The organism is Leptolyngbya sp. 'hensonii' (assembly GCF_001939115.1).
Taxonomy (GTDB): Bacteria; Cyanobacteriota; Cyanobacteriia.
On record NZ_MQTZ01000051.1, the window covers coordinates 1 to 21,387 of the forward strand.

At 52.1% G+C, this 21,387-nt stretch carries 17 protein-coding genes; 4 read left to right on the forward strand and 13 right to left on the reverse strand.

Annotated elements, in window-relative coordinates; all coding sequences use genetic code 11:
* Window positions 1-76: 76 nt before the first annotated feature.
* The 4 genes from BST81_RS21670 to BST81_RS21685 all read right to left on the reverse strand — a co-directional run bounded on the left by BST81_RS21670 (window position 77) and on the right by BST81_RS21685 (window position 4,284).
* Window positions 77-898 (reverse strand): hypothetical protein, encoded by an 822-nt coding sequence (locus BST81_RS21670; RefSeq protein ID WP_143780452.1) that lies wholly within the window; start codon window positions 896-898, stop codon window positions 77-79.
* 87 nt (window positions 899-985) lie between these two features.
* Window positions 986-2,062: a D-alanine--D-alanine ligase family protein gene (locus BST81_RS21675; RefSeq protein ID WP_075600608.1), complete on the reverse strand. Its 1,077-nt coding sequence runs from the start codon at window positions 2,060-2,062 to the stop codon at window positions 986-988.
* 33 nt (window positions 2,063-2,095) lie between these two features.
* On the reverse strand, window positions 2,096-3,445 hold the full coding sequence (miaB, locus tag BST81_RS21680) for a tRNA (N6-isopentenyl adenosine(37)-C2)-methylthiotransferase MiaB (RefSeq protein WP_075600609.1): 1,350 nt from the start codon (window positions 3,443-3,445) through the stop codon (window positions 2,096-2,098).
* Window positions 3,446-3,606: 161 nt separating this feature from the next.
* Window positions 3,607-4,284 (reverse strand): hypothetical protein, encoded by a 678-nt coding sequence (locus tag BST81_RS21685; protein WP_075600610.1) that lies wholly within the window; start codon window positions 4,282-4,284, stop codon window positions 3,607-3,609.
* A 652-nt stretch (window positions 4,285-4,936) separates the two neighbouring features.
* Here BST81_RS21685 and abc-f point away from each other — a divergent pair.
* A complete protein-coding gene (gene abc-f / locus BST81_RS21690) occupies window positions 4,937-6,541 on the forward strand; it encodes a ribosomal protection-like ABC-F family protein (RefSeq protein WP_075600611.1) in 1,605 nt (534 codons plus the stop codon).
* 31 nt (window positions 6,542-6,572) lie between these two features.
* Here the strand turns inward: abc-f and ftsE are convergent, their stop codons facing one another.
* The 3 genes from ftsE to BST81_RS21705 form a co-directional block, all read right to left on the reverse strand.
* A complete protein-coding gene (ftsE, locus tag BST81_RS21695) occupies window positions 6,573-7,313 on the reverse strand; it encodes a cell division ATP-binding protein FtsE (RefSeq protein WP_075600612.1) in 741 nt (246 codons plus the stop codon).
* 69 nt (window positions 7,314-7,382) lie between these two features.
* On the reverse strand, window positions 7,383-7,958 hold the full coding sequence (locus BST81_RS21700; protein WP_075600613.1) for a 5-formyltetrahydrofolate cyclo-ligase: 576 nt from the start codon (window positions 7,956-7,958) through the stop codon (window positions 7,383-7,385).
* Window positions 7,955-8,350 (reverse strand): hypothetical protein, encoded by a 396-nt coding sequence (locus BST81_RS21705; protein WP_143780453.1) that lies wholly within the window; start codon window positions 8,348-8,350, stop codon window positions 7,955-7,957. The genes BST81_RS21700 and BST81_RS21705 overlap by 4 nt, the downstream gene beginning before the upstream one ends.
* A gap of 165 nt (window positions 8,351-8,515) precedes the next feature.
* On the opposite strand from BST81_RS21705, the gene BST81_RS21710 reads away from it, so the two are divergent.
* Window positions 8,516-9,547 carry an ABC transporter substrate-binding protein gene (locus BST81_RS21710; RefSeq protein WP_075600615.1) on the forward strand — a complete coding sequence of 344 codons (1,032 nt, stop codon included), beginning with the start codon at window positions 8,516-8,518 and terminating at the stop codon, window positions 9,545-9,547.
* Between the two features lie 5 nt (window positions 9,548-9,552).
* Here BST81_RS21710 and BST81_RS21715 read toward each other — a convergent pair whose 3' ends face one another.
* The 3 genes from BST81_RS21715 to ilvD form a co-directional block, all read right to left on the reverse strand.
* On the reverse strand, window positions 9,553-10,455 hold the full coding sequence (locus BST81_RS21715; RefSeq protein ID WP_075600616.1) for a DMT family transporter: 903 nt from the start codon (window positions 10,453-10,455) through the stop codon (window positions 9,553-9,555).
* 321 nt (window positions 10,456-10,776) lie between these two features.
* Complete coding sequence (locus BST81_RS21720) at window positions 10,777-11,298, reverse strand: YraN family protein (protein ID WP_075600617.1); 522 nt, start codon at window positions 11,296-11,298, stop codon at window positions 10,777-10,779.
* Window positions 11,295-12,977, reverse strand: coding sequence for a dihydroxy-acid dehydratase (gene ilvD, locus BST81_RS21725; RefSeq protein ID WP_075600618.1), 1,683 nt, complete (start codon window positions 12,975-12,977; stop codon window positions 11,295-11,297). The genes BST81_RS21720 and ilvD overlap by 4 nt, the downstream gene beginning before the upstream one ends.
* 273 nt (window positions 12,978-13,250) lie before the next feature.
* On the opposite strand from ilvD, the gene BST81_RS21730 reads away from it, so the two are divergent.
* Complete coding sequence (locus BST81_RS21730) at window positions 13,251-14,090, forward strand: pentapeptide repeat-containing protein (protein WP_075600619.1); 840 nt, start codon at window positions 13,251-13,253, stop codon at window positions 14,088-14,090.
* 47 nt (window positions 14,091-14,137) lie between these two features.
* Here the strand turns inward: BST81_RS21730 and BST81_RS21735 are convergent, their stop codons facing one another.
* Window positions 14,138-15,856: an ATP-binding protein gene (locus tag BST81_RS21735; RefSeq protein WP_363080617.1), complete on the reverse strand. Its 1,719-nt coding sequence runs from the start codon at window positions 15,854-15,856 to the stop codon at window positions 14,138-14,140.
* 567 nt (window positions 15,857-16,423) lie between these two features.
* Between BST81_RS21735 and BST81_RS21740 the strand changes: the two genes are divergently transcribed.
* Window positions 16,424-18,532, forward strand: coding sequence for an ATP-binding protein (locus tag BST81_RS21740; RefSeq protein ID WP_083637005.1), 2,109 nt, complete (start codon window positions 16,424-16,426; stop codon window positions 18,530-18,532).
* A gap of 52 nt (window positions 18,533-18,584) precedes the next feature.
* Here the strand turns inward: BST81_RS21740 and BST81_RS21745 are convergent, their stop codons facing one another.
* Both BST81_RS21745 and BST81_RS21750 read right to left on the reverse strand, forming a co-directional pair.
* Window positions 18,585-19,823, reverse strand: coding sequence for an ABC transporter permease (locus BST81_RS21745; RefSeq protein ID WP_075600621.1), 1,239 nt, complete (start codon window positions 19,821-19,823; stop codon window positions 18,585-18,587).
* Window positions 19,824-19,899: 76 nt separating this feature from the next.
* Window positions 19,900-21,360 carry an efflux RND transporter periplasmic adaptor subunit gene (locus tag BST81_RS21750; RefSeq protein ID WP_075600622.1) on the reverse strand — a complete coding sequence of 487 codons (1,461 nt, stop codon included), beginning with the start codon at window positions 21,358-21,360 and terminating at the stop codon, window positions 19,900-19,902.
* Window positions 21,361-21,387 lie beyond the last annotated feature (27 nt).

Consider the following 21,387-nt stretch of genomic DNA (forward strand, 5'->3'; position numbering starts at 1 on the left):
GGGGGCAGGGGGGTGAGGGCAATCAGGAGTTTATCGGTGTTATTTAATTCTCATTCCCTAGTAATTCACCCGTCCGTTATCGATACGATCGGCGCTTCCGAATATCCATCCTGTTGGCCAGACCTGCATCCCCCCAATCCAGAGAATGACTCCGCTCTGGGGGCACCACCGTCACAATCGGTTTCTTAGTCCGCTTTGAAACCAACTTCATTCGCCCCTTTCCCTTGGCCCCTGCACTTGGCATCTGATCCCGCAAGGGGACATAGGAGCTAGACTTGGTTGCGATCGCCGAATAACTCGACATTGTTTGAGGCAACCGAGGAGACTGGGGCTTGGCCGGAGGCTTTGGCTTAGCCTGAACTTGCGGATTGCCCTGATTTCTTTTCTGTGAGGGAAATTGCTGGCCAGCAGGCTTTTTGGAGGCTACAGGCTTGGTCGCCTGGAGGGGCGAACGATCGGCAGCCTGACGCTGCTTCGGCACAAACGGATAGTGGGACGATAGATGATTCCTGGACCGCTTTGGTTTGCGACTGCGACCCAAATGGGTTAAACGACGCAGAATGATAAATGACCCAATGGAACAGCCCAGGGCGATCGCTGCGACCAACCAGGAAGTACCCAGATCAGTCAGACCGGGCTGATAAATGAAAATAGGTTCAGAAGACTGAATTGAAGATTGAGACGTTGTGGCCTGAAGGGTTGGTGCACCCTCTAAGCCGGGGCTCAAAATACCAGAAATAGCCAACCAGGTTACCAGGGCCAAAATCAACCAGAGACCGCCCCAGAAGAGAATAGGCCATCGGTAACAGACTATAAAAGCCCAAACCAGCACGCCACGCTTACGAGGGCGGCTGCTAGGCGGTTTTACTACAGATGGCTGCCGGGAGGGCTTAGACACAGGAAGGCTTAGCTCTGTTTTTTCTTCAGAGTACACTCTAAGGAAGTCGGATCGTCAAGTCATTCATCAGGAAAGAGATACAGAAGTTCAAAGTTCAAGGGGCCGATTCCGTTCCAAAGCCAGTTGCACCAGTTGATGTACCAGGTCTGGGAAAGTCACCCCTGTTGCTTCCCAGAGGCGAGGGTACATACTGGTAGCCGTGAACCCTGGCAAGGTATTGATTTCGTTTAAGAATACCTCTTCTGTAGCCTGAACATAGAAGAAGTCAACCCTGGCCAGCCCAGCGGCATCGATCGCCCGAAACGCCTGAATCGCCATAGTCTGAATCTGCTCTCCGATCGCAGGGGGCAAATCTGCCGGAATCATCAGATCTGCCTTGCCTTCGGTATATTTGGTTTCATAATCGTAGAAATCACTCTGATAGGTAATCTCCCCAATCACAGAAGCTCGGGGTTGATCATTCCCCAGAATGGCACATTCCACCTCGCGCGGTGAAGGAACGCCCGCTTCGACAATCAGACGCCGATCGTAGCTGGCCGCACTATCCAGAGCTGCTTCCAGTTGGGCTCTTGTCCTGACTTTAGAAATCCCTACAGAGGATCCCAAATTGGCTGGCTTGACAAAACAGGGATAGCCCAAAGCCGCTTCGATCTCGTCACAGAGTTTGGGATAGATACAGGGGTTAGACCAGATCTGAGCCCGCTCTACCATCACATACTTGACCTGGGGCAGCCCTGCTTGGGCAAAAACTGTTTTCATCGCAATCTTATCCATCCCTGCCGCCGATGCCAGCACAGCAGAACCAACGAAAGGAACCTGGTTTAACTGCAAAAGCCCCTGAATCGTTCCATCTTCACCATTCGGACCATGCAGAATCGGAAACCAGACCTCAATGTCAGCGGCTTCACCTGGAAATTGCCAGCGGGCCTGAGCCGACAAGTGGGCAGAGGGGGTCGCAAGGGGAACAGCCGTCTCCAGCACCTGTTGTGCGATCGAGCCCGCTTCCCAATACCCATCCTTCCGAATGTAAAAAGGCAAGACGGTATAGGCGGCAGCATTGGCATCAGTCCTGAGGGCCTGAGCGATCGCCTGGGCCGATCGAATCGACACTTCATGCTCACCGGAACGCCCCCCAAACAGAAGGCCCACCTGCAATTTCGCCATAATAAATCCCCGAATCGAATGCCGTTCAGATTATCACAAATTACCCACAGGTTCGCCCGTCAAACTGAAGGCCCGCACCTCTGTAATTCGAACCGGGATCAGGCAGCCCTTGAGGCCAGTCAGATCCCCCGGAAAGTAGGTCAGCCGATTGCCACGGGTTCGCCCCATCACCTGGCCTGGATCCTTGGGGTTCCGGTCCTCCACCAGCACTTCCTCCACCCGGCCCAGGTAACGCTGGGAGCGCTCTGCGGCCTGCTGAGACACCAGATGATTCAACTGCTGCAGCCGATCGCGCTTGACTTCCTCGCTCAACTGGCTTTCCCACAGAGCGGCTGGCGTCCCAGGCCGAGGGGAATAGGCTGCTGTGTTCAATTGGTCAAAGCCAATCTCCGCCACTAACTTGAGGGTGTTCTGGAACTGAGCCTCGGTTTCCCCCGGAAAGCCCACGATCGCATCAGCACTGATGGACGCATCCGGCATGTACTCCCGAATGGTATCGATGATGCGACGGTATTTCTCCTGGGTATAGCCCCTGGCCATGGCTTTCAACACGTCATTGTCCCCCGATTGGAAGGGAATGTGAAAGTGTTCACACACCTTGGGCAACTCAGCACAAGCCTGGATCAGGCGTTCCGTGAAATAGCGGGGGTGGCTGGTGGCAAACCGAATCCGCTCAATTCCGGGTACATCATGAACGGAGTAGAGCAGATCGGTGAGGGTGTGCAGGTGCCTGCCCTCCACTGTGACTCCAGGAAGATCTCGCCCATAGGCATCGATATTCTGCCCCAGCAGGGTGACTTCCTTGAACCCCTGCCGTCCCAGATCTTCCATGTCTGCCCGAATCGCTTCCGGGGTGCGTGACTGTTCTACTCCCCGCACGTTCGGCACCACGCAGTAAGTACAGCGCTCATTACAGCCATAGATCACGTTCACCCAAGCCGTTACCGTACTATCCCGGCGGGGTTTCGTGATGTCTTCAAAAATATGAATGGGGTCAGTGGCAACCACCTGATTGCCGCTAAAAACCTGTTCCAGCAAATCCTGTAGCCGATTGGCATGTTGGGGACCCATCACCAGGTCCAGCTCAGGCACCCGGCGCAGCAGCGCCTCTCCCTCTTGTTGCGCCACACAACCTGCCACCACTAAGGTCAGATCAGGCTGTTCATGCTTCCGTTTCGCCTGTCGCCCCAGGTAAGAGTAAACCTTTTGTTCCGCATTATCTCGAATGGTGCAGGTGTTATAGAGGATGAGATTTGCCTCTTCAGGCAGTTCTGACCACTGAAACCCCATTTCCTCCAGAATACCGGCCATCCGTTCAGAATCGGCCTTGTTCATCTGGCAGCCAAAGGTGGTGATGTGGTAACGGCGGGAAGGGGTGGTCATGGATGGAGAGGGTAGAGTCGTTAAGTCTAATATTATAGAATTGCCCGATCGGGGATCTCCTCCTGGCTCCAATAAAAAAGCTGCTGCACCCTGATGGGACCCAGCAGCCTGCTATAGAGTCACTCCGCCAGAATGATCCTGGCAAAAGTTATTGTTTGAGCCTACGCAACCTTCTGTCCCCGTCGTTGCAGCAGCGTTGCAGCGCCGATCGCGCCGATCGCAGCCAGACCCGCAATCGTCCCAGCCTCAGGCACCGCCGTCCTGAAGGCATGGTTGTCGGTTTCGAAGGCAATTCCACTGGAATCCATGACCACAGTATCGAAGAATTCCCCCGCACCGTCAGCCGCAAAGTTATAGTAGAAGCCCTTGCTCTGGTCCCCATTGGCCACTGTGTTAGCCAGGGCAGCCAGTTGAGTCCCCCCAAAAGTTCCTACTGTAACCCCTTTGGAGAGAAACTTAATCGAGTTGTAGCTATCCAGGGAACCGGCATAGAAGCCAAAGTATTTGAGATCCTGACTTGCGGTAATTGTGATAGGGCCACTAGCTCCCACCACACCACTGCCTTTAGGAGAAATAGTCAGGTATTTGGACCCATCTCCAGGAGGAGCGGCATACTGTCCCCCAACATTCCCCTGCACAACTGTCGCTCCGGCGGAGTAGGTCAGTAAGCTGGGAATCGGTTCGTCAAAGGTAACGGTAACTGCACCTGGAACAGAAGACTTCAACCCTTCACCGGGAGCAGGGGTTCCTCCGATCGAGAGGGTGTAAGCATTAGCTGCACCAGCACCCAGGCCCAACATCAAAGAAGCTGCAGTAAAAACAATAGACCACTTATTCATCACGACAATGCCCTCTTTTAGGATTAGGGAAACACACGGAAATTAGCCAGTATTAAAAAATGCTTCGAACGGGAAGACTTGCATATCTGTTGTGCTGAAGCAGAGCAGCAACCAACAAAATAATTTTGAAATCCCGTTTCCAGAGCACCCCATCAAACTCCGCTGCCAGGGGAAGCTTGTCAGCATAAAAGCTCGCCTGAGTAAAATTTGCCACAATCCGAATCAGTAATCTAAGGCTTTCTATGTAGCTTTACGCACAAAATACAAATTCAGTGTCTTCTTTAAAGGCTCTAAAGAGAAAGCGATTCCTTCACCAGAAAATCACAATGGGAAGCATTGCAGCTAACCAGGCTTAGCCAGCATCTGCATCTTCTGGCGTGTCAATGTAGTCTATTGTGATATCATGTAGTACATACTCATCGGATAGTCACAACAGATATGAGCCTGATCACGCTTCAGCTTGGCTAATCTAATCCTTTGTTGCAGAGCCTTAATTTCCCACACCCCACCTGCAGATTGATGGTTAGCAGGCATTAAACAACCAAGAGCTTTGTCGATGCATTAGACCACAGCCCTATCCCCATCCTTCTCCGGGCAATCATGAGTTGCCCCCTATTCCTGCATCAGACTCTACAGAAGAATGAGGTTTTTCATGCCACAGCAACCTTATTTATTGGCTGAGGGATTAGCCTATGAACTATCCCCCGATCGCACCCTTTTCAAAAATGTGCAGGTCAGTCTGGCAGCCAGTCAAGCCCATGTCGCTTTAGTGGGTAAAAACGGCGTCGGTAAATCGACCCTCTTGCAAATTCTGGCCGGACAGATTACTCCGACCGCTGGTTCCGTTCAACGGCAGGGCTCTGTCTATTACCTACCTCAAATTAGCACCATCCGGCAGCACCTGGAACAGACATCCGTCTTGAACTTTTTGATTGGTCTTTCGGAGGACTGGTGGAGCATCACCAATCTCCTGGAAAGCCAGTTTCACACCAATCTAGATCTTGTCCTGCCGATCGCCCAATTGAGTGGGGGTGAACTGACGAAACTATTTCTGGCGATCGGATTAGCCCAGGAACCCAATGTTCTGTTGCTGGATGAGCCGACTAATCACATGGATTATCTAGCTCTGGAGGAATTACAGCAGGTTCTGAAACAGTTCCAGGGCGCATTCATCCTGGTTTCCCACAAACCGTTTTTTCTGGATCAAGTGACCACCACCACCTGGGAATTAACCCCTGATGGTCTGGTCGTTTACGGCGGGAAGTTTTCAGCTTACCGGGAACAGAAACGCACTGAACTGGAAGCAAAGCTGCGATCGCATGAAGTTGCCCAGAAAGAACTGAAACGAGCCCAGAGAAATGCTCAGCAAGAACAACAGCGGGTCGCTCGATCCCGGCAATATGGTCGTCAACACCTTGCTAACAGCATGCCTAAAATTCTGGCTGGCACTTACCAGCGCAGAGCCGAAGTCACGGCAGGAAAACTGAAACAAACCCATGAGGCTGCCATCACAGAGGCCACTCAGAAAGTAGCCGTAACTAAAGTCAGAACCCATAAAACCACAATCATTCACCTGAAAGAGCAGGGTCAAAAACACAAGACTTTGATCGACATTCAAGGGGCAAATCTCTGGGTAGAGAATCGGCTACTGATCCAGGCCCTTCAATTGCATCTGGTATCTGGAGATCGGATGGCGATCGCAGGAGCCAATGGTTCTGGCAAATCCAGCCTGGCTAACGCCATCCTCCAGCGCTCTAACACCCCAGCTCTATTGGAGTCTGGAGAAGTGTTCCTGTCTCCCAGGATGCATGTGGTGTATCTCGATCAAACCTATGAGCTGGTGAATCGCCATCTCACTGTTCTGGAGAACATGCAGGCCACCAATCCAGATCTGGAGTATCAATGGGTCCGCCAGCAATTGGGGCATTTCCTCTTTTTCAACCAGGATGTGGATAAATCAGCATCCTGGTTAAGTGGGGGAGAACTGGCACGATTGGCTCTGGCCATGATCAGCGTCTCTGAAATTGATTGGCTGATTCTGGATGAACCGACCAACAACCTGGACATCACAACTGTTGATCAAATGGTAGATGCTGTGAATGAGTACCATGGGGCATTGTGGGTAATTTCTCATGACCTAGACTTTCTCAGTCGGATTAATATTACCCACGCCTTCAAAATAGCCGATCAAAGGCTGCGGAGAACCACATACCTGCCCCAGCAGTCAGCCCAGTATTATCAAGAATTGCTGGGTTAATCGTTTGCCGACCCTAGCCCGCCCCTGCTTTCTAGTGCCTGACCCGATGCAACCGGCCATCTCGCAACTGGACGACGGGAAAGTTAGACTGACGTACCAGGTGCTCATCATGGGTTGTAACGATAATCGTGATACCCACCGCATGTAACTTCTTCAAAATCTTGATCACCTGCCAGGAATTATCCGGATCCAGGTTACCTGTCGGCTCATCTGCCAGCAGGAGGGGCGGCGTTGCAACCACGGCACGGGCAATACTCACCCGTTGCTGTTCCCCTCCGGAAAGTTCATCTGGAAAACAATCCGCCTTCTCCAACAGACCGACCATTTTCAGGGTGGGTGGCAATCGACGCAAAATTTCACTGCGGGCATATCCCTGGGCCTGCAACACGAAGGCTACGTTCTCCCTGACCGTACGCCGGGGAATCAACTTGTAGTCTTGAAACACAATCCCAATTCGTCGCCGCAACATGGCCAGACGGTTTCCCCGTAAAGGCGCAACCGAGCCCCCCTCAACCAACACCTCACCCTGACTGGGGTGCTCAGCACCGTAGATCAATTTCAACAGGGTAGATTTTCCAGCCCCAGAGGGACCTGTAATAAAGAGAAAATCTCCCTGCTTGATCTCCAGATTGACTCCCAGCAACCCCCGACTGCCATTGCTGTAAATTTTGTTGACATCCCGAAATTGAACCATGGGAATGATCGCAGTCGGATTTTGAGCGATCTGATTGCCGGAAAGGGGAGGAACTTGACGGGGAGGAGCTTGATGCATAAATCTACTGGGGGATGCTGCGCGAGTCTCCTGCAAGTTATACCTCAAACCTCTTTCATACACCAGTCCTCACGATCGACAGGCAAACAACCCGGTCTCTGTCACCACTGCGGTGACCGGCACATCCCAGGACTCCACCGGTAATGTTTCCAGGCGAGCAAACTCAAACATGACCGCAATCGTGGTCTTTTCCTGCCAGGGGGGTGTACTGAGGAGGCGATCGTAAAACCCGCCCCCATATCCCAACCGATAGCCCCGGCGATCGCAGGCCAGGGCTGGAATCAACAGCAGGTCAACAGACTCTGGCACAATCATTGGGGCATCGGCATGGGGTTCCAGAATCTTATATGGACCTAGCTGTAAGGGAGGAGTATCTGCTGGTCGCCACTGGTGCCAGACCAGATCAGGCCCCACACAGCGGGGAAACCCCCAGGTCTGGTTACTCTCGAACAGGGAGCTGAGATCCGGTTCCTGACGGGCACTGAAGTAGGCCAGGATGGTTTTTGCCTGAGTAAAGATAGAGAAGGATTGTAACTGTTGGCAGAGACGCAGACTTTTCTCCTGCCACACCGATTTAGGAAGAGCCTGCCTTGCAGCCAGGAGCGATCGCCGCAACGCCTGTTTCGACTCTCGAGACTCCGTCATTCTTCCTTCTGGGACTGTTGCATCAAATAGTCCAACGCCCGATCGATGCGATCAAGGGAAGCATTGGTCGTGCACCGAAAATCCAGGATGGCCTCCTGTTCCTGAACAAACATCTGCAGCAACATGGCCTGACCTTCCCTCAGGTCGTTGACAGACACTCTTAGATCACCCACGGAAACCTGTAATTCACTGCCTGCTTCTCTCATCTCACTGATAGAAACCCGCAACTCGCTCACAGAGACCCGCAACTCGCTCACAGAACTTTTTAATTCACTAATTGCTGTAGCATTGGCCGCTACGATCATGGTTAACTGTCTCAGTTGCTGATCCATGGCCAAATCATTGGCCATTAATCGATCTAGTTGGTCATCAGTCCAACGTTCCACACCCATATCCCGTCTCTTGCTCCAAGCTGGTATCGCTACCTTCCCATGCCAGCAGGTTCTGATGAACCGTAAACCTGGCTGAATAAATTGAGTGTATCGCAGGTTCAACACTTGCATTTATACGAATGATCAGGTCAGGATATCTATCCATCTCCCTTCTGTGGTGACTTTATGAGGATACACAACTTAACCCGGCGTCAGGCTCTATGGATGATGGGCGGAACGATCGCCGGAATCAGCCTGCATGCCTGCACAACCCCTTCTGGCCAGCAATCTGTAGTCCCTGCTTCTAACGAAACTCCTTTAAAGGCATCCATGGCCGTCACCACCTGGATCGGCAATGCTCCTATCTACATCGCCCGGGAAAAAGGCTTTTATCAAGAATTGGGACTAGAACTGGATATTAAGGTCTTTGATATCGTTGCCCAGGCTTTTCCAGCCCTCACGTCTGGGCAGATGAATGGTCTGGCTCCTGTGATTTCTGAGGCCATTACCCTGGCAGCCCAGGGGGCAGATTTTCGGATTGTTTTGGTGGAAGATACTTCTCTGGGCGCAGATGTGGTTCTGGCCCGCAATAGCATTGGCAGCATCCAGGACTTTAAAGGCAAGAAGATTGCGGTGGAATTGGGTGGGATTGGCCATTTCTTCCTGTTACAGATTCTGGCTGAGGTCGGGCTCAGGGAGCAGGATGTGATGCTGATCAATACCGCTCCGGATGCTGCTGCAGCGGCATGGCAGGCTGGTCGGATTGAGATCGCTTACAGCTATTCCCCCTTCTACGAGAAGGCCCTGGCAACTCAGAAAGATGGCCGTGTCATCTACAGTTCCAAACAGATGCCAACAGCGATCGTCGATATTTACGTCTTTAATACCCGCTTCATTGAAACTAATCCTAAAGCCATTTCAACCTTTATCCAGGGTCATTTTAAGGGGTTAGAGTTTCTTCAGAACAATCCCAAAGAAGCCCTGCCTATTATGGCCAGACAGTTGAAAATCACACCCGAGGAATTGGAGCCCCAATTAAAAGGAATTCAAATTCCCGACCTGAAAATGAATCGGGCCATGCTGGGAGATCCAAATAGCAATTTATACTTGCTGAAACCAATGACCGAGATGGCAAAGTTTTTAAAGGAGCAGGGCAAAATTCCCAAAATTCCTGACCTTTCAAAGCTGCTCGATCCACAATTTGTCAACGCCTTGTAAGCCAGTTATGGTTTACCAGTCTGCCCGGATAGATCACTCAGACAAAAACCAGCCCCGATCGCCATCAAGACAGCAGCAGCCAGTAATGATTCTGTCACTGGTTCTTGCAGGAGCAGGGTGGCGAAAGCCGCCCCTGCAAAAGGAACCAGCGACAGATATGCCCCCGTTTTAGCCGCCCCTAGGTAGCGCAGGGACAGGGTAAAACACCAGATGGCCAGACCATAACACAAGAGGCCAGCCCCAAAGACCTGCAGAATGACTATGGGTGGAGGAAAAGATTGACCTATGCTGAGGGCGATCGTAATATCAATCAGCCCAGCCATCAGATTTCTGAGCATGGCCACCTGCAGGGAATCTCGGATGGCAATCTTTCGGGTCAGGTTACCATCCAGAGCCCATAATAAACAGGTACCCAGGACAGCCAGAGTGCCCAGAGACAGGCCAATGCGGCTGGGATCAGCCCCTGACAAAACAGCACCACCCGCAGTAATGATGACAATACCCAGCAGCACCCTCCAGTGCCAGGGTTCCCGAAACACAGTCCAGGCGAGGATTGCCGTAAACACACTTTCAAAATTCAATAGCAGGGACGCTGTAGAGGCCGTCACCTGAGTCAGCCCAATCATTAACAAAATCGGAGCCAGCACCCCCCCTGAGATCGTCGCTGCCATGAACCAACCCAGATCAGACTTCTGTAGTCCTGCGTCTGGCTTTCTTACCCCCTTTGCCATCAAGTAAAACAGGAGAAGCCCTAAACCAGCTCCCAGGAACAGTAATCCTGCCAGCATGACCGGCTGAATGTAGCTCACGAAAATTTTGGCGATCGAAGTGTTGATACTGAAGAAAAAAACGGTGGCCAGAGCAAACCAAATACCTGAGACAGAAGATGTAGAGTTTGGAGAGGTCACTATGTTTTAAGGTGTCAGAGTTAACGACCACCAGCAAGAAACACAATCCTGCATAAGGGCATAATGCATTGTGCCCATAAAGAGCTAGATCCCTAATAACACGTACACTCACCTTAATCAAAGGTATAAAGTATCGCTGCCTGCAACCATCTCAAGGGGCAGATCACGACAAAAATTTGACAGCAACCCTCGAAAAGAGGTTAGAGACTCATTAGAAAATAACAGACCCTGTTTGATGATAGGCGAATGCTCCTTACTTCTGCAGCCAGGTTAGCTACTCCTGACATAGTTCAAAGAGATTGTTGCTTTATCGTGAACCGATTAGCGATCGAAGGCCCCTGAAATATAATCCTGCAACACCAACTGGTAGCTTCCTGCAACCACAGGCTGCCCTAATTGAATAACAGACTTCATCGGATCCGGACGCTCCTGTTCTTGAACGATCGGCAAGGGTTGAATGTGCCTGACCGGAACACGCCGACAACAAACGAGGGCAACATCAAAGCGACAGGGTAGTTCGGCCAGGTCGGGATGGTCTCCCAGAAACGATCGGGCCGACAGCCAGAGCTTCTGCTGCTTCTTGGGCGTAATGGAGAGGAGACCATCCGCATCCCAGTTCCTGTAACTGCGTGTCTTGACCTCGAGAAAAGCCAGCACTGGCTGTCCTGGAGATTGCCCTGTTGGGTCCCAACGAGCAATCAAGTCAATCTCACCCCAACGACAATGCCAGCGCCGGTAAAGCACCATCCAACCCTGTTGTTGCAACCAGCGGGATACCAGGTCTTCTCCCAAGGCTCCAATATCGGAATCACGGCGACTCAGGGCAGGATTGGTAGAACTCATAGGTTCAGATCAGTGACAGCACCTACACTACTGGAAGAGACCAATTTGGCATATTTCGCCAGCACTCCTCGAGTGTATCGAGGTTGGGGTGGTTGCCAGGCCGCCCGGCGACGAGTTAGTTCTTCATCCGGAACATTGAGCTGCAGCAGTCGGGCTGGCGCATCGATCGTAATCATATCCCCTTCCTGAACAAGGGCGATCGTGCCTCCTACAGCTGCTTCTGGAGCCACATGCCCCACGACCATACCGTAGGTTCCACCGGAGAACCGTCCATCGGTGATCAGGCCCACACTATCCCCCAAGCCTGCCCCAATAATGGCTGAGGTAGGAGCCAGCATCTCTCGCATCCCAGGCCCCCCTTTGGGTCCCTCATAACGGATTACTAGCACATCTCCAGCTTTAATTTGGCCCGCCAGAATTGCCTGCAGACAATCTTCTTCCGACTCAAACACCCGAGCTGGCCCCGTAATCTGGGGGTTTTTCACTCCCGTAATCTTGGCAACAGCCCCTTCCGTCGCAAGATTGCCCCGGAGGATAGCCAGGTGCCCCTGAGGATACATGGGATTGCTCCAGGGCCGAATCACATCCTGATCCGGACGGGGCTCAGTTGGAACCTCTGCCAGTACTTCTGCAACCGTCTGGCCCGTAATCGTCAGCGCATCTCCATGCAGAAGCCCATGGCTCAGCAGCATTTTCATCACCTGCGGAATACCACCAGCTTTGTGGAGATCGGTGGCAACATACCGCCCGGAAGGTTTCAGATCACAAATCACAGGAACCCGTCCCCGGATCGCCTCAAAATCGTCCAGGGTTAAGTCCACCCCGATCGCACGGGAGATGGCCAGCAAATGCAGCACCGCATTCGTCGATCCCCCCACTGCCATAATCACCGAGATAGCATTTTCAAACGCCTTCCGGGTGAGGATTTGCTGAGGCAAAATTTGCTTGCGAATGGCATCCATCAACACAAAAGCTGATTTCTCAGCACTATCAGACTTTTCCTCGTCTTCAGCCGCCATGGTTGAGGAATACATCAGGCTCATGCCCATCGCTTCAAAAGCAGAGGACATGGTGTTGGCCGTATACATCCCGCCGCAGGAACCGGGGCCAGGGCAGGCGTGCCGTTCTACATTTAGCAACTCATCCTGGCTCAGCTTCCCAGCACTGTACTGGCCAACTGCCTCAAAAGAGCTCACTACCGTCAGGTCGCGACCTGCGTAATGACCCGGTTTAATGGTACCGCCGTAGACGAAGATGGCCGGGATATTCATCCGGGCGATCGCAATCATTGCCCCTGGCATATTCTTGTCGCAGCCCCCGATCGCCAGCACCCCATCCATGCTCTGGCCATTACAGACGGTTTCGATCGAGTCTGCAATCACCTCCCGCGATACCAGGGAGTACTTCATCCCTTCTGTGCCCATGGAAATCCCATCACTGATGGTGATCGTCCCAAACATCTGGGGCATGGCTCCGGCAGTTTTGGCACCGACCTCAGCCCGTTGCGCCAGGATATTCAACCCTACATTACACGGGGTAATCGTGCTATAGCCGTTGGCAATGCCCACGATCGGTTTGGTAAAATCACTATCCCCAAACCCAACTGCCCGTAACATAGCCCGATTCGGCGATCGTTGAACGCCCTGGGTGACAATCTGACTTCTAAGATTCTCTCGCATTCCGATTCTCTGCTGATATTTACTGATCTTAACTGGAATAGAAGTATCGTTTGTGATTGATTCCAGTCACAGGTTATGCTTTGCCACATGTCCTGCCCACAAATGACCCATGACCCATGACAACTTCTACTGATTGTGTCAGAATCTCCAGCGGTTTGCGTCATGGCCTCAAAAAGGTTTACTGTGCTGAAGGGCACCGTTGGACGAGTAAGCTATGTTAAAGCAAGCCATTATAGAGCTATCTATAGAGCAGGGACATTTGAGATCAAGCCGATGAGTGCGAGTGAGCTATTAGGTCAATATGCAGCTGGCGCGAGAGATTTTCGCAACGCTAACCTGATTGGAGCTGACCTGAGCAGCTCAGACCTGAGTGACATTAATTTGCGAGGAGCCAATCTCCATGGGGCTAACCTGCGGGGCGCAAACCTGCGGGGCGCAAACTTGCGAGAAGCGAATCTGTTGGAACTCAACCTTTACGGAGCAAACCTTTCAGAAGCTAATTTAATCGGCGTCGCCGTTACAGGTGCTGACCTGCGAGATGTCATCCTCCATGGGGCTAACCTGCGGGGGGTTCACTTGGCTGGGGCCAATATGACCAATGTGGACATGAGCGGGGCCATTCTGAGCGAAGTAGATTTGCGGGGCGCAAACCTGAGCAAAGCAAAACTTGTGGAAGCCTCCATGACCCGAATTAATATGACCAATGCTGTTCTGGTGGGGGCCAACCTGGAAGCCGCCAACTTAACCAATGGCATCTTGAGTGGAGCCATGCTGGAGGGAGCCAATCTTACAGATGCCGTATTGAACGGGGCCACCCTGGAAGGAGCTAACTTACGGGAGGCAAACCTGAATAAGGCCAGATTGAGCGGGGCCACCTTAATTGAAGCTAACCTGACTGCAGCCACCCTCAGAAATGCCAATCTGAGTTGGGCCAGTCTACGAGGAGCAACCCTGAACCGGGCCAATCTCTACCGGGCCAATCTGAGTTGGGCTAATCTGAGCGAAGCCTCCCTGATAGAAGCAGTGATGCTTAATGCCAGAATAGATCGGGCTAATCTGCGCAACACCAAACTGACTGGAACCGTCATGCCTGATGCCTCCACCCATGAGTAGCCTTCACGGGCAGACTCATAGTGATAGAGCAGTCCGACGGGCGGAGGTCACTCAATACTCACGCCCCGAAATGTCTGAGGACGTTTTCGCTCAGTCAGGGGGGCTTTCTGAGCAGCCCTTGACTGCACCCGATAAGACTCGAAGTGTTTCTGCCAGAGTTCCGGTGCATTCAACGTGTCTCCACCATGGGTGGTCAGGCGATGCCGCACCTTACAAAGTACAGGGGTATTGATGCAGGCACCCGCAATAATCACCTGCCCCTTAGTCAGGGCCGGAAGTTCCTTCAGGAGATCTCGACCGGCAGCCTCAACACCATATTTCAGGCTTTCCTGATCCACTGGATTCACAATGCGCATAATAAACTGACTCATACATTGGGATAGCACGTCTGCATCCAGTTTTCCAGGACGTTGTGTAATCAACCCAACCCCCAGCCCAAACTTGCGGCCTTCACTAAGAATCGTCCGGATCACCGCCTTACAGCGGGAAGGTTCGTGAGCTGGCGCAAATCGGTGGGCTTCCTCCAACAGAATAAACACGGGATAGGGCAGGTAGTTTTCATCTTCCGAGAGGATCTGCTCCTTCTGAGTGCCCATGCGAGCCTGGTTTGTCTGACGCAGGATGGCAGCGCAGATCACCTGTTGTTCTTCCTGGCTGATCTCATTCATCTGAACCACTGTAACCTGCCCCGGTTCAAATAAATCTTTGGGAGCGAGATGCTCAAAGGCATGAAAATAGGGCGATCGGGCCAGTCGCTCTAATTTCCATTCCAAGGCAGGTGCGGAGGAACCTGCCTTTTCATTCCCCTCCTCATCTGTTTGCTTATCTGCTTCATAGACCGCCGCAATCAGATCCTGAATATCCCAGCGATATTCTCCCCGTTTATGCCGTCGAATCAGGTTAAAGGCTTTGTTAAGGATCGATTGTTGTCGATCGCTCATCTCTGGTAACAACGCCAGGATATCGGAGTAATCCAGAGAGGACATGCGAATACGAATGTGATCAGGCTTAAGCACATTCACTTTGGGCAGATAGCCATCCTCCCCCTGGAACGCCGGGTGATCTTGCATCTGAGCCAGCGTATCGTACTCCCCATGGGGATCAAAGATCAAAACAGCAGCCCGATTATAAGGACGCAGCAGTTCCTCAATCAGAACCCCAGCCGTGTAAGACTTGCCAGAACCAGTTCCCGCCAGAATGGCCATATGGGTACTCACCAGTTCTTTCACATCCAAAGCCACATTCACTGCCCCTTCATCCCGGAGCAGTAGATGCCCAATATGGACTGCCCCAATCTCACCCGGTTGTTTGCGGTTGAGAACTCTTTGTAACGTCTCGTCATCAGCCAGGTAGACCTTAGAACCTGGATCGGGGGCTTTTCGAGGATTGATAAACCCCAGAGCAGAGTCAAAATGTCCAATCACATCAACCGCAACTTCATAGATCTCTGGGTTGGTGTAGGCAAAGCCCACCAGAGCTGCGATCGCCTCCGGGCTAATCTCAGTATCAGCAAAAATTCGGTCTGGCAGGTGATCAATTAATTGCCGCTCTGAAATTTTACCCAGGATTTGAAGTGTCTTCCGGTCTGATGGAACCCTGTAATAGACAAATTCACCGATTTTAACCTGTTGATTATCCGCTGTAATGAAAACATACTGATTACCATTCTCTCCTGGCCCTTTAACAGTCCCAATGACCTTTGAGGGTGGTGTAGCAGCAGAAAAAGATGCCTTCGTAGCCATGGACATATCAGGAGTCTTCATCATAGATTATTCATTATTAGCACAAAAGTACTAAAGGAACGAGAGATATCACGGTTACGCTGCCATCTCAGAGCAGGCTAATCTAAAGCTGTCAGATAGATGCAGTCTCAACCATGCCTTTCCAAGAAAATTCCCATTGAACGTGCGAATTCAGTAAGCTGCCAGTCAGGAAAGTGCCAGTCAGGAAAGTGCCAGTCAGGAAAGTGCCAGTCAGGAAAGTGCAGAGAGGCGAAATGTAGGTAAGTGAAGATGTCAATCAGGAAAGTGCCACCAGAGCCAGAGCTTCATCATAAATCCTTCAAATCTAAACAAAGTCCCATAGCATACCGATCTGCAACGGGCACTCTAAGCCTAAGAAGTTTTCTGAGATCGCCTTTAGTGCCCATGCAATGAAAATCAAACCTGGCAACCAGGGTTTTCCCATAAGATATCCCTCTACAAGATTTCGAGCCAGTCTAGGCATCTCAGAACCAGTTCAACTAACCATAATAAAAATGCTGGTTAAATCTCACGCTATTCACACCTTATTTTTTTCCTATCCCCTGTGAGCGTTCTACCCCTGTGAAGTTGATGTCACCCGTGGAAACCCTATCCTACTCTCAAACTAAAGACGCTGCGCCCAAGGTGTTAATTTCAGACACTTCACCCCACACCTCTCCCCAGATGACTCACTGGGCCAACTCTATTGAGATGCTCAAGCAGTTGGCTCTGATTTTGAGAACTAGCTCCGATCCACAGGTTATTCTCCCGTTTATCTCCTATCTCCTAGGGCGGGAATTTCAAGTGGAGTGCTGCCTGGTAGCGGCTAGAAACACCAGTCAATCTACACTTCAAGTCGGATGCTCACGGGATGGAGAAGAGGCTGCTTTATATCAGGTGAGCCATCAGGTGATGGAACATCCTTTGATCGAAGTGCTATCCACTCACTTTGATCCCCTGGCTATTGCAGATACTCAAGCATTTGAGATCGGGCAATTACTGGAGGGGCAGTACAATGGAATTCCTGCAAGGGCCATCCTGGCCATATCCACCCAATTTCAGGGCGAGTGGAATGGATTTATCGCCCTGATGAGATCCCAGCCTTACTATTGGATGGCGCAGGAAATAGATTTGCTCAGGAAAATTACCGATCAGGTTGCCCTGGCCATTGCCCAAATTGGTCAAATTCAAAGTTCCCACTCTCTGCAACAGCAAATGCTCGCCTCGTCACGACGCCAGGCTTTGCTTGAGAAACTCATCCTGGCCACTCGGGATGCAACGGAATTGGACGAAGTTCTGAAGCTGGCGACTCAGGAAACGGCCCAGGCCCTGCAAGTAGATCGGGCCACAACCCTACTGCTAAAATATCCGGACACCTTTTTAAAGCTTCGGGGCATGTCCACAGACGAACCCGGCGTATTACGGGCAAAGGCCAATGTGGCTGCTGAATGGTCAGCTACCCTAACTATGCCCAATAGCCCCGTACAGCCACCCCAACCCAATCAGTATTCTCCCAACTCACCACAACCTATTTCCTTCCTGGTATCAGATTGTTCTCTCTGTCAACCAGTCCTACTCAACGCGCCAGCCCCCCTAGAAATTTCCTGCCTGGAAACCTGGATAGCTGAGCGATATTCTGCAGGAGCAGACATCTCACCTTCAATCGCACCAATTTTTAATGCCAAGACCATGCCTGCAGTAGTGCTGGTTCCTTTAGAGAGCCAGAATACTCTCCTGGGTCTCCTGGTCTTGCAACATCACCAAGTCCGTCCCTGGCAACCCGAAGAACTCGTATTCCTGGAATTGGTTGCTGCCCAAATTAGCACCGCTATCATTCAGACCCAAACCCTCCGCCAGGTCCAGGCTCTAGTTGATGAACGGACAGCCCAATTGCAACGCAGTCTGGAAGTGCAAGCCAAGCTCTATGAAACGACTCGTCGGCAAATTGATCAACTGCGTCATCTCAATCAGATGAAGGATGAGTTTCTGAGCACAGTGAGTCATGAATTGCTGACACCCTTAACCAGCATGACCCTGGCTATTCGAATGCTGCGTCAAGCCAATTTGACTCCCGAACGCCAGGCTAAGTATTTGGATATCCTGGAAAAACAATGTGCTCAGGAAACTAACCTGATCAACGATCTGCTCGCTCTGCAAAGGCTGGAATCTCAACAGACCACCCTGCAAGTCCAAAGAATTGACATTCAGTCCCTGATCAATGACCTGACCCATAGTTTCGACGGACGGTGGCCAGAGAAGCGGTTAACGATTACTACAGACTTGCCGCAACGCCCCCTCGCCTTACAGAGCGATCAACAGGGTTTACAGCAAGTTTTGACAGAGCTCCTAACCAATGCCGGTAAGTATGCGGCTCCTGGCACAACCATTCAACTTCAGGTTAGCCATCAAGTCGAACAGGGCATCAGTCAAATTGTTTTTAACCTCTCCAACATTGGCCTGGGAATCTCCTTAGAGGATTTACCCTACATTTTTAATAAGTTTCGCCGAGGTCAGGGAGCTACTCAACAAGCTATTCCCGGCACAGGATTGGGATTGGCCCTCGTCAAATTTCTGGTACAAAACCTGAATGGCACCATTACGGCCAGCAGCCAACCTTTAGAGGGGACCAATACCCATGAAGTCAGGTTCAAACTGACCATTCCTCAATTTCACGATCGTACCCTGCCCGTCCTCGGATAACCCTCAACTCCTCTCCACAACCTCCCCGCTTCGCGGTTTACCCCACCCCAACTTACAAGTTCCGCAAGGCCACGATCGGATCCAGGTTGGCAGCTCGTTGCGCTGGCACCACTCCAAAGATTAAGCCAATCCCCGCAGAAACACTCACCGCCAGGGCCACCGCTCCTGGTGAAACACCCGATTGGAGCTGGGTAGTCCGGCTAATCACCACCACCGTTCCTGCCCCCACGATCGTCCCCAGTACCCCTCCCGCCACCGATAGAATCACCGCCTCAATCAGAAACTGCTGCAAGACATCCCGGCGAGATGCCCCCACAGCTTTTCGCAGACCAATCTCCTGAGTTCGCTCCGTCACCGAGGCCAGCATAATGTTCATGATGCCAATGCCACCGACGATCAGAGAAATCCCTGCCGTGGCCGCTAGCAACACCGTTAATCCACCCGTTACTCTGCTGGCGGTATCCAGAGTTTCCTGTTGATTTCGCACGGTAAAGTCATTAGGTCCCGTTAACTTGTGCCGCAGCCGCAACAGATTGGTCATTTGGTATTGGGCGATCGGGACGCTGGCATCATCCACAACCGCCACCGAAATCATATTCACCGTGACTCCAAACGGGGACGATCGTCCTTGAATCACGTAAAAGGCCGTGGTGATCGGAATAAACACCACCTCATCCATATTCGTCCCCCCGCCTGGAGCGCCCTTCTCAGACATCACGCCAATCACTTCAAAGCCAATGTTATTGATTCGAATCATGGCTCCTTCCGGAGAGCAATCTGGCTGTTTCAAAGGATTACAACCAAGGAGCTGTTGAGCAGCCTGGACTCCCAGCACCGCTACCCGGCTATTCCGGGCAATTTCCACAGGAGTAAAAAACCGACCTCTAGCGACTGGAAAATTACGAACTTCCACATAGGCGGGCACTGTTCCTAACACCTGATTACGAACGACGACACTGCCATAGCTAATAAATTGAGGGGTTGTAATCTGAGGAGCAACCTCCTGCACAACGGAAACCTGACTAGCGATCGCCTCTGCATCAGCCAGGGTGAGGGTACTGGCCACCTGGGAGCTCCGTCGGGCATCTCCCCCCCCTCCGAAAATGAACAGGAGATTAGTCCCTAGAGCCTGAATCTGTTGCGTGGTATAGCGTTGAGCCCCCTGACCCACACCCACCATGGCAATGACCGAAGCATTCCCAATGATGATGCCCAGAACCGTCAGCAAACTCCGCAAACGATTAGCAGAGAGGGTTTTGACCGCCATGCTGATGCTTTCAGAAATATCCATAAGCATTCAAAGTAGAATTTTTTGAGCACTGTCCTGATGACTCAGGACTAAATTTAGAGACTGGAACAATTGCAATCTAAAACCGGACCGTGGGAGCATTGGCAGGGCGTTCTGGACGGGATTGAGGCGTATAAACCACAACTGACTCTCCTACTTTCAGTCCCTGCACCACCTGAGTCTGATCACCAGTAGAGTAGCCAATCAACACTGGACGAAATTCTGGTTCCCCCTTCCCCCTGCTGGTAACCAGCACACCTGTCTTCCCTTTGCGGGTGACGATCGCAACCGTGGGCACCACCAGAGCTTGCCGAATCGGTTTCCCAACAAAGATCAGGTCCACATTCATGCCCGAACGCAGTTGTTTCTGGCCCGTCTTCAAACTAACCCTGGTTTGAAAAGACGTAACGTTCTGCTCCAGAATAGCTGCAGGTGCAATCAGACGCACTTCTCCTTGAAAGACCTGGCCTGGGAAAGCAGCCGTGCGAATTTCCACCTTTTGACCCACCTGAATCTGGGCAATGTCACTTTCAGCAATCTTGGCCAGAATTTCCAGGCGACCTGCGATCGCCACAATAGAACTGGATGTGGCTGACGAAGTGGCCGACGCCGAGGTCGTCGGGGTGACGAAAGCCCCCACATTGGCATATTTTTGCGTGATCACCCCATTGAAGGGAGCTCGAATGACGGTGTCATCCACCTGAGTTTCAGCCGCCCTCACCTGGGCAGCCGCCTGGGCAACCTGAGCCTGAGCCTGGGCAATTTGCTCGACCCGGGTACCGTTCTGGAGTTGTCGCAGAACCTGGCGAGCCTCATTCGCTGCCGCCTCTGCCTGCGTAATCTCCTCCGGACGACTGCCATTGCGCAATTGCTCCAGACGGCGTTCCAGTTGTCGCAGTGTGGCCTCCGTATTGCGTTCATTCGTCAACACTTCATCCAACTGGTCGCGCGCGAGGGCTCCCTGTTGGGCCAGACTGCGGTAACGTGTGCTCCGGGTCTGGGCCAAAAGCAGTTGCGACCGCGCTCCATCGACCTGAGCCTGAGCCTGAGCAATCTCTTCCGATCGACTTCCCCGCCGAGCTTGGTCCAGGCGGGACTCCGCCTGCTCAAACCGGGCTTGCGCCTGGGCAATTTCCTCGGGACGACTGCCATTCTGCAACTCTGCCAGTCGGGCTTCAGACTGAGCCAGCACCGCCTGTGCTTCATCCAATCGGGCCTGAAACTCAGCGTCTTCCATGCGAGCGATGATTTGACCGGTTCCCACCCGATCACCCTGATCGACCAGAAGCTCCACCAATCGCCCAGAGGCTTTGGGGCTGATATTGACCTCCTGCACAGGCGTCACTGTACCACTGGCATTAATCCGAACTGGAAGATTCTCAGTTTTGACTGGAACCGTCGTCACATCCTGCCTGGGTTGAGGCTGTTGAGTTGTCCGCTGAAGGACCAGGACAATCCCGGTTCCTACGATCGCACCGATGATGAGAACAATGCCGAGTGAACGGGGAATCTTAGCCAGAACTGGCAAGGAAACTTTCATACAACGCTCTCAAGGCCGAAAATACTT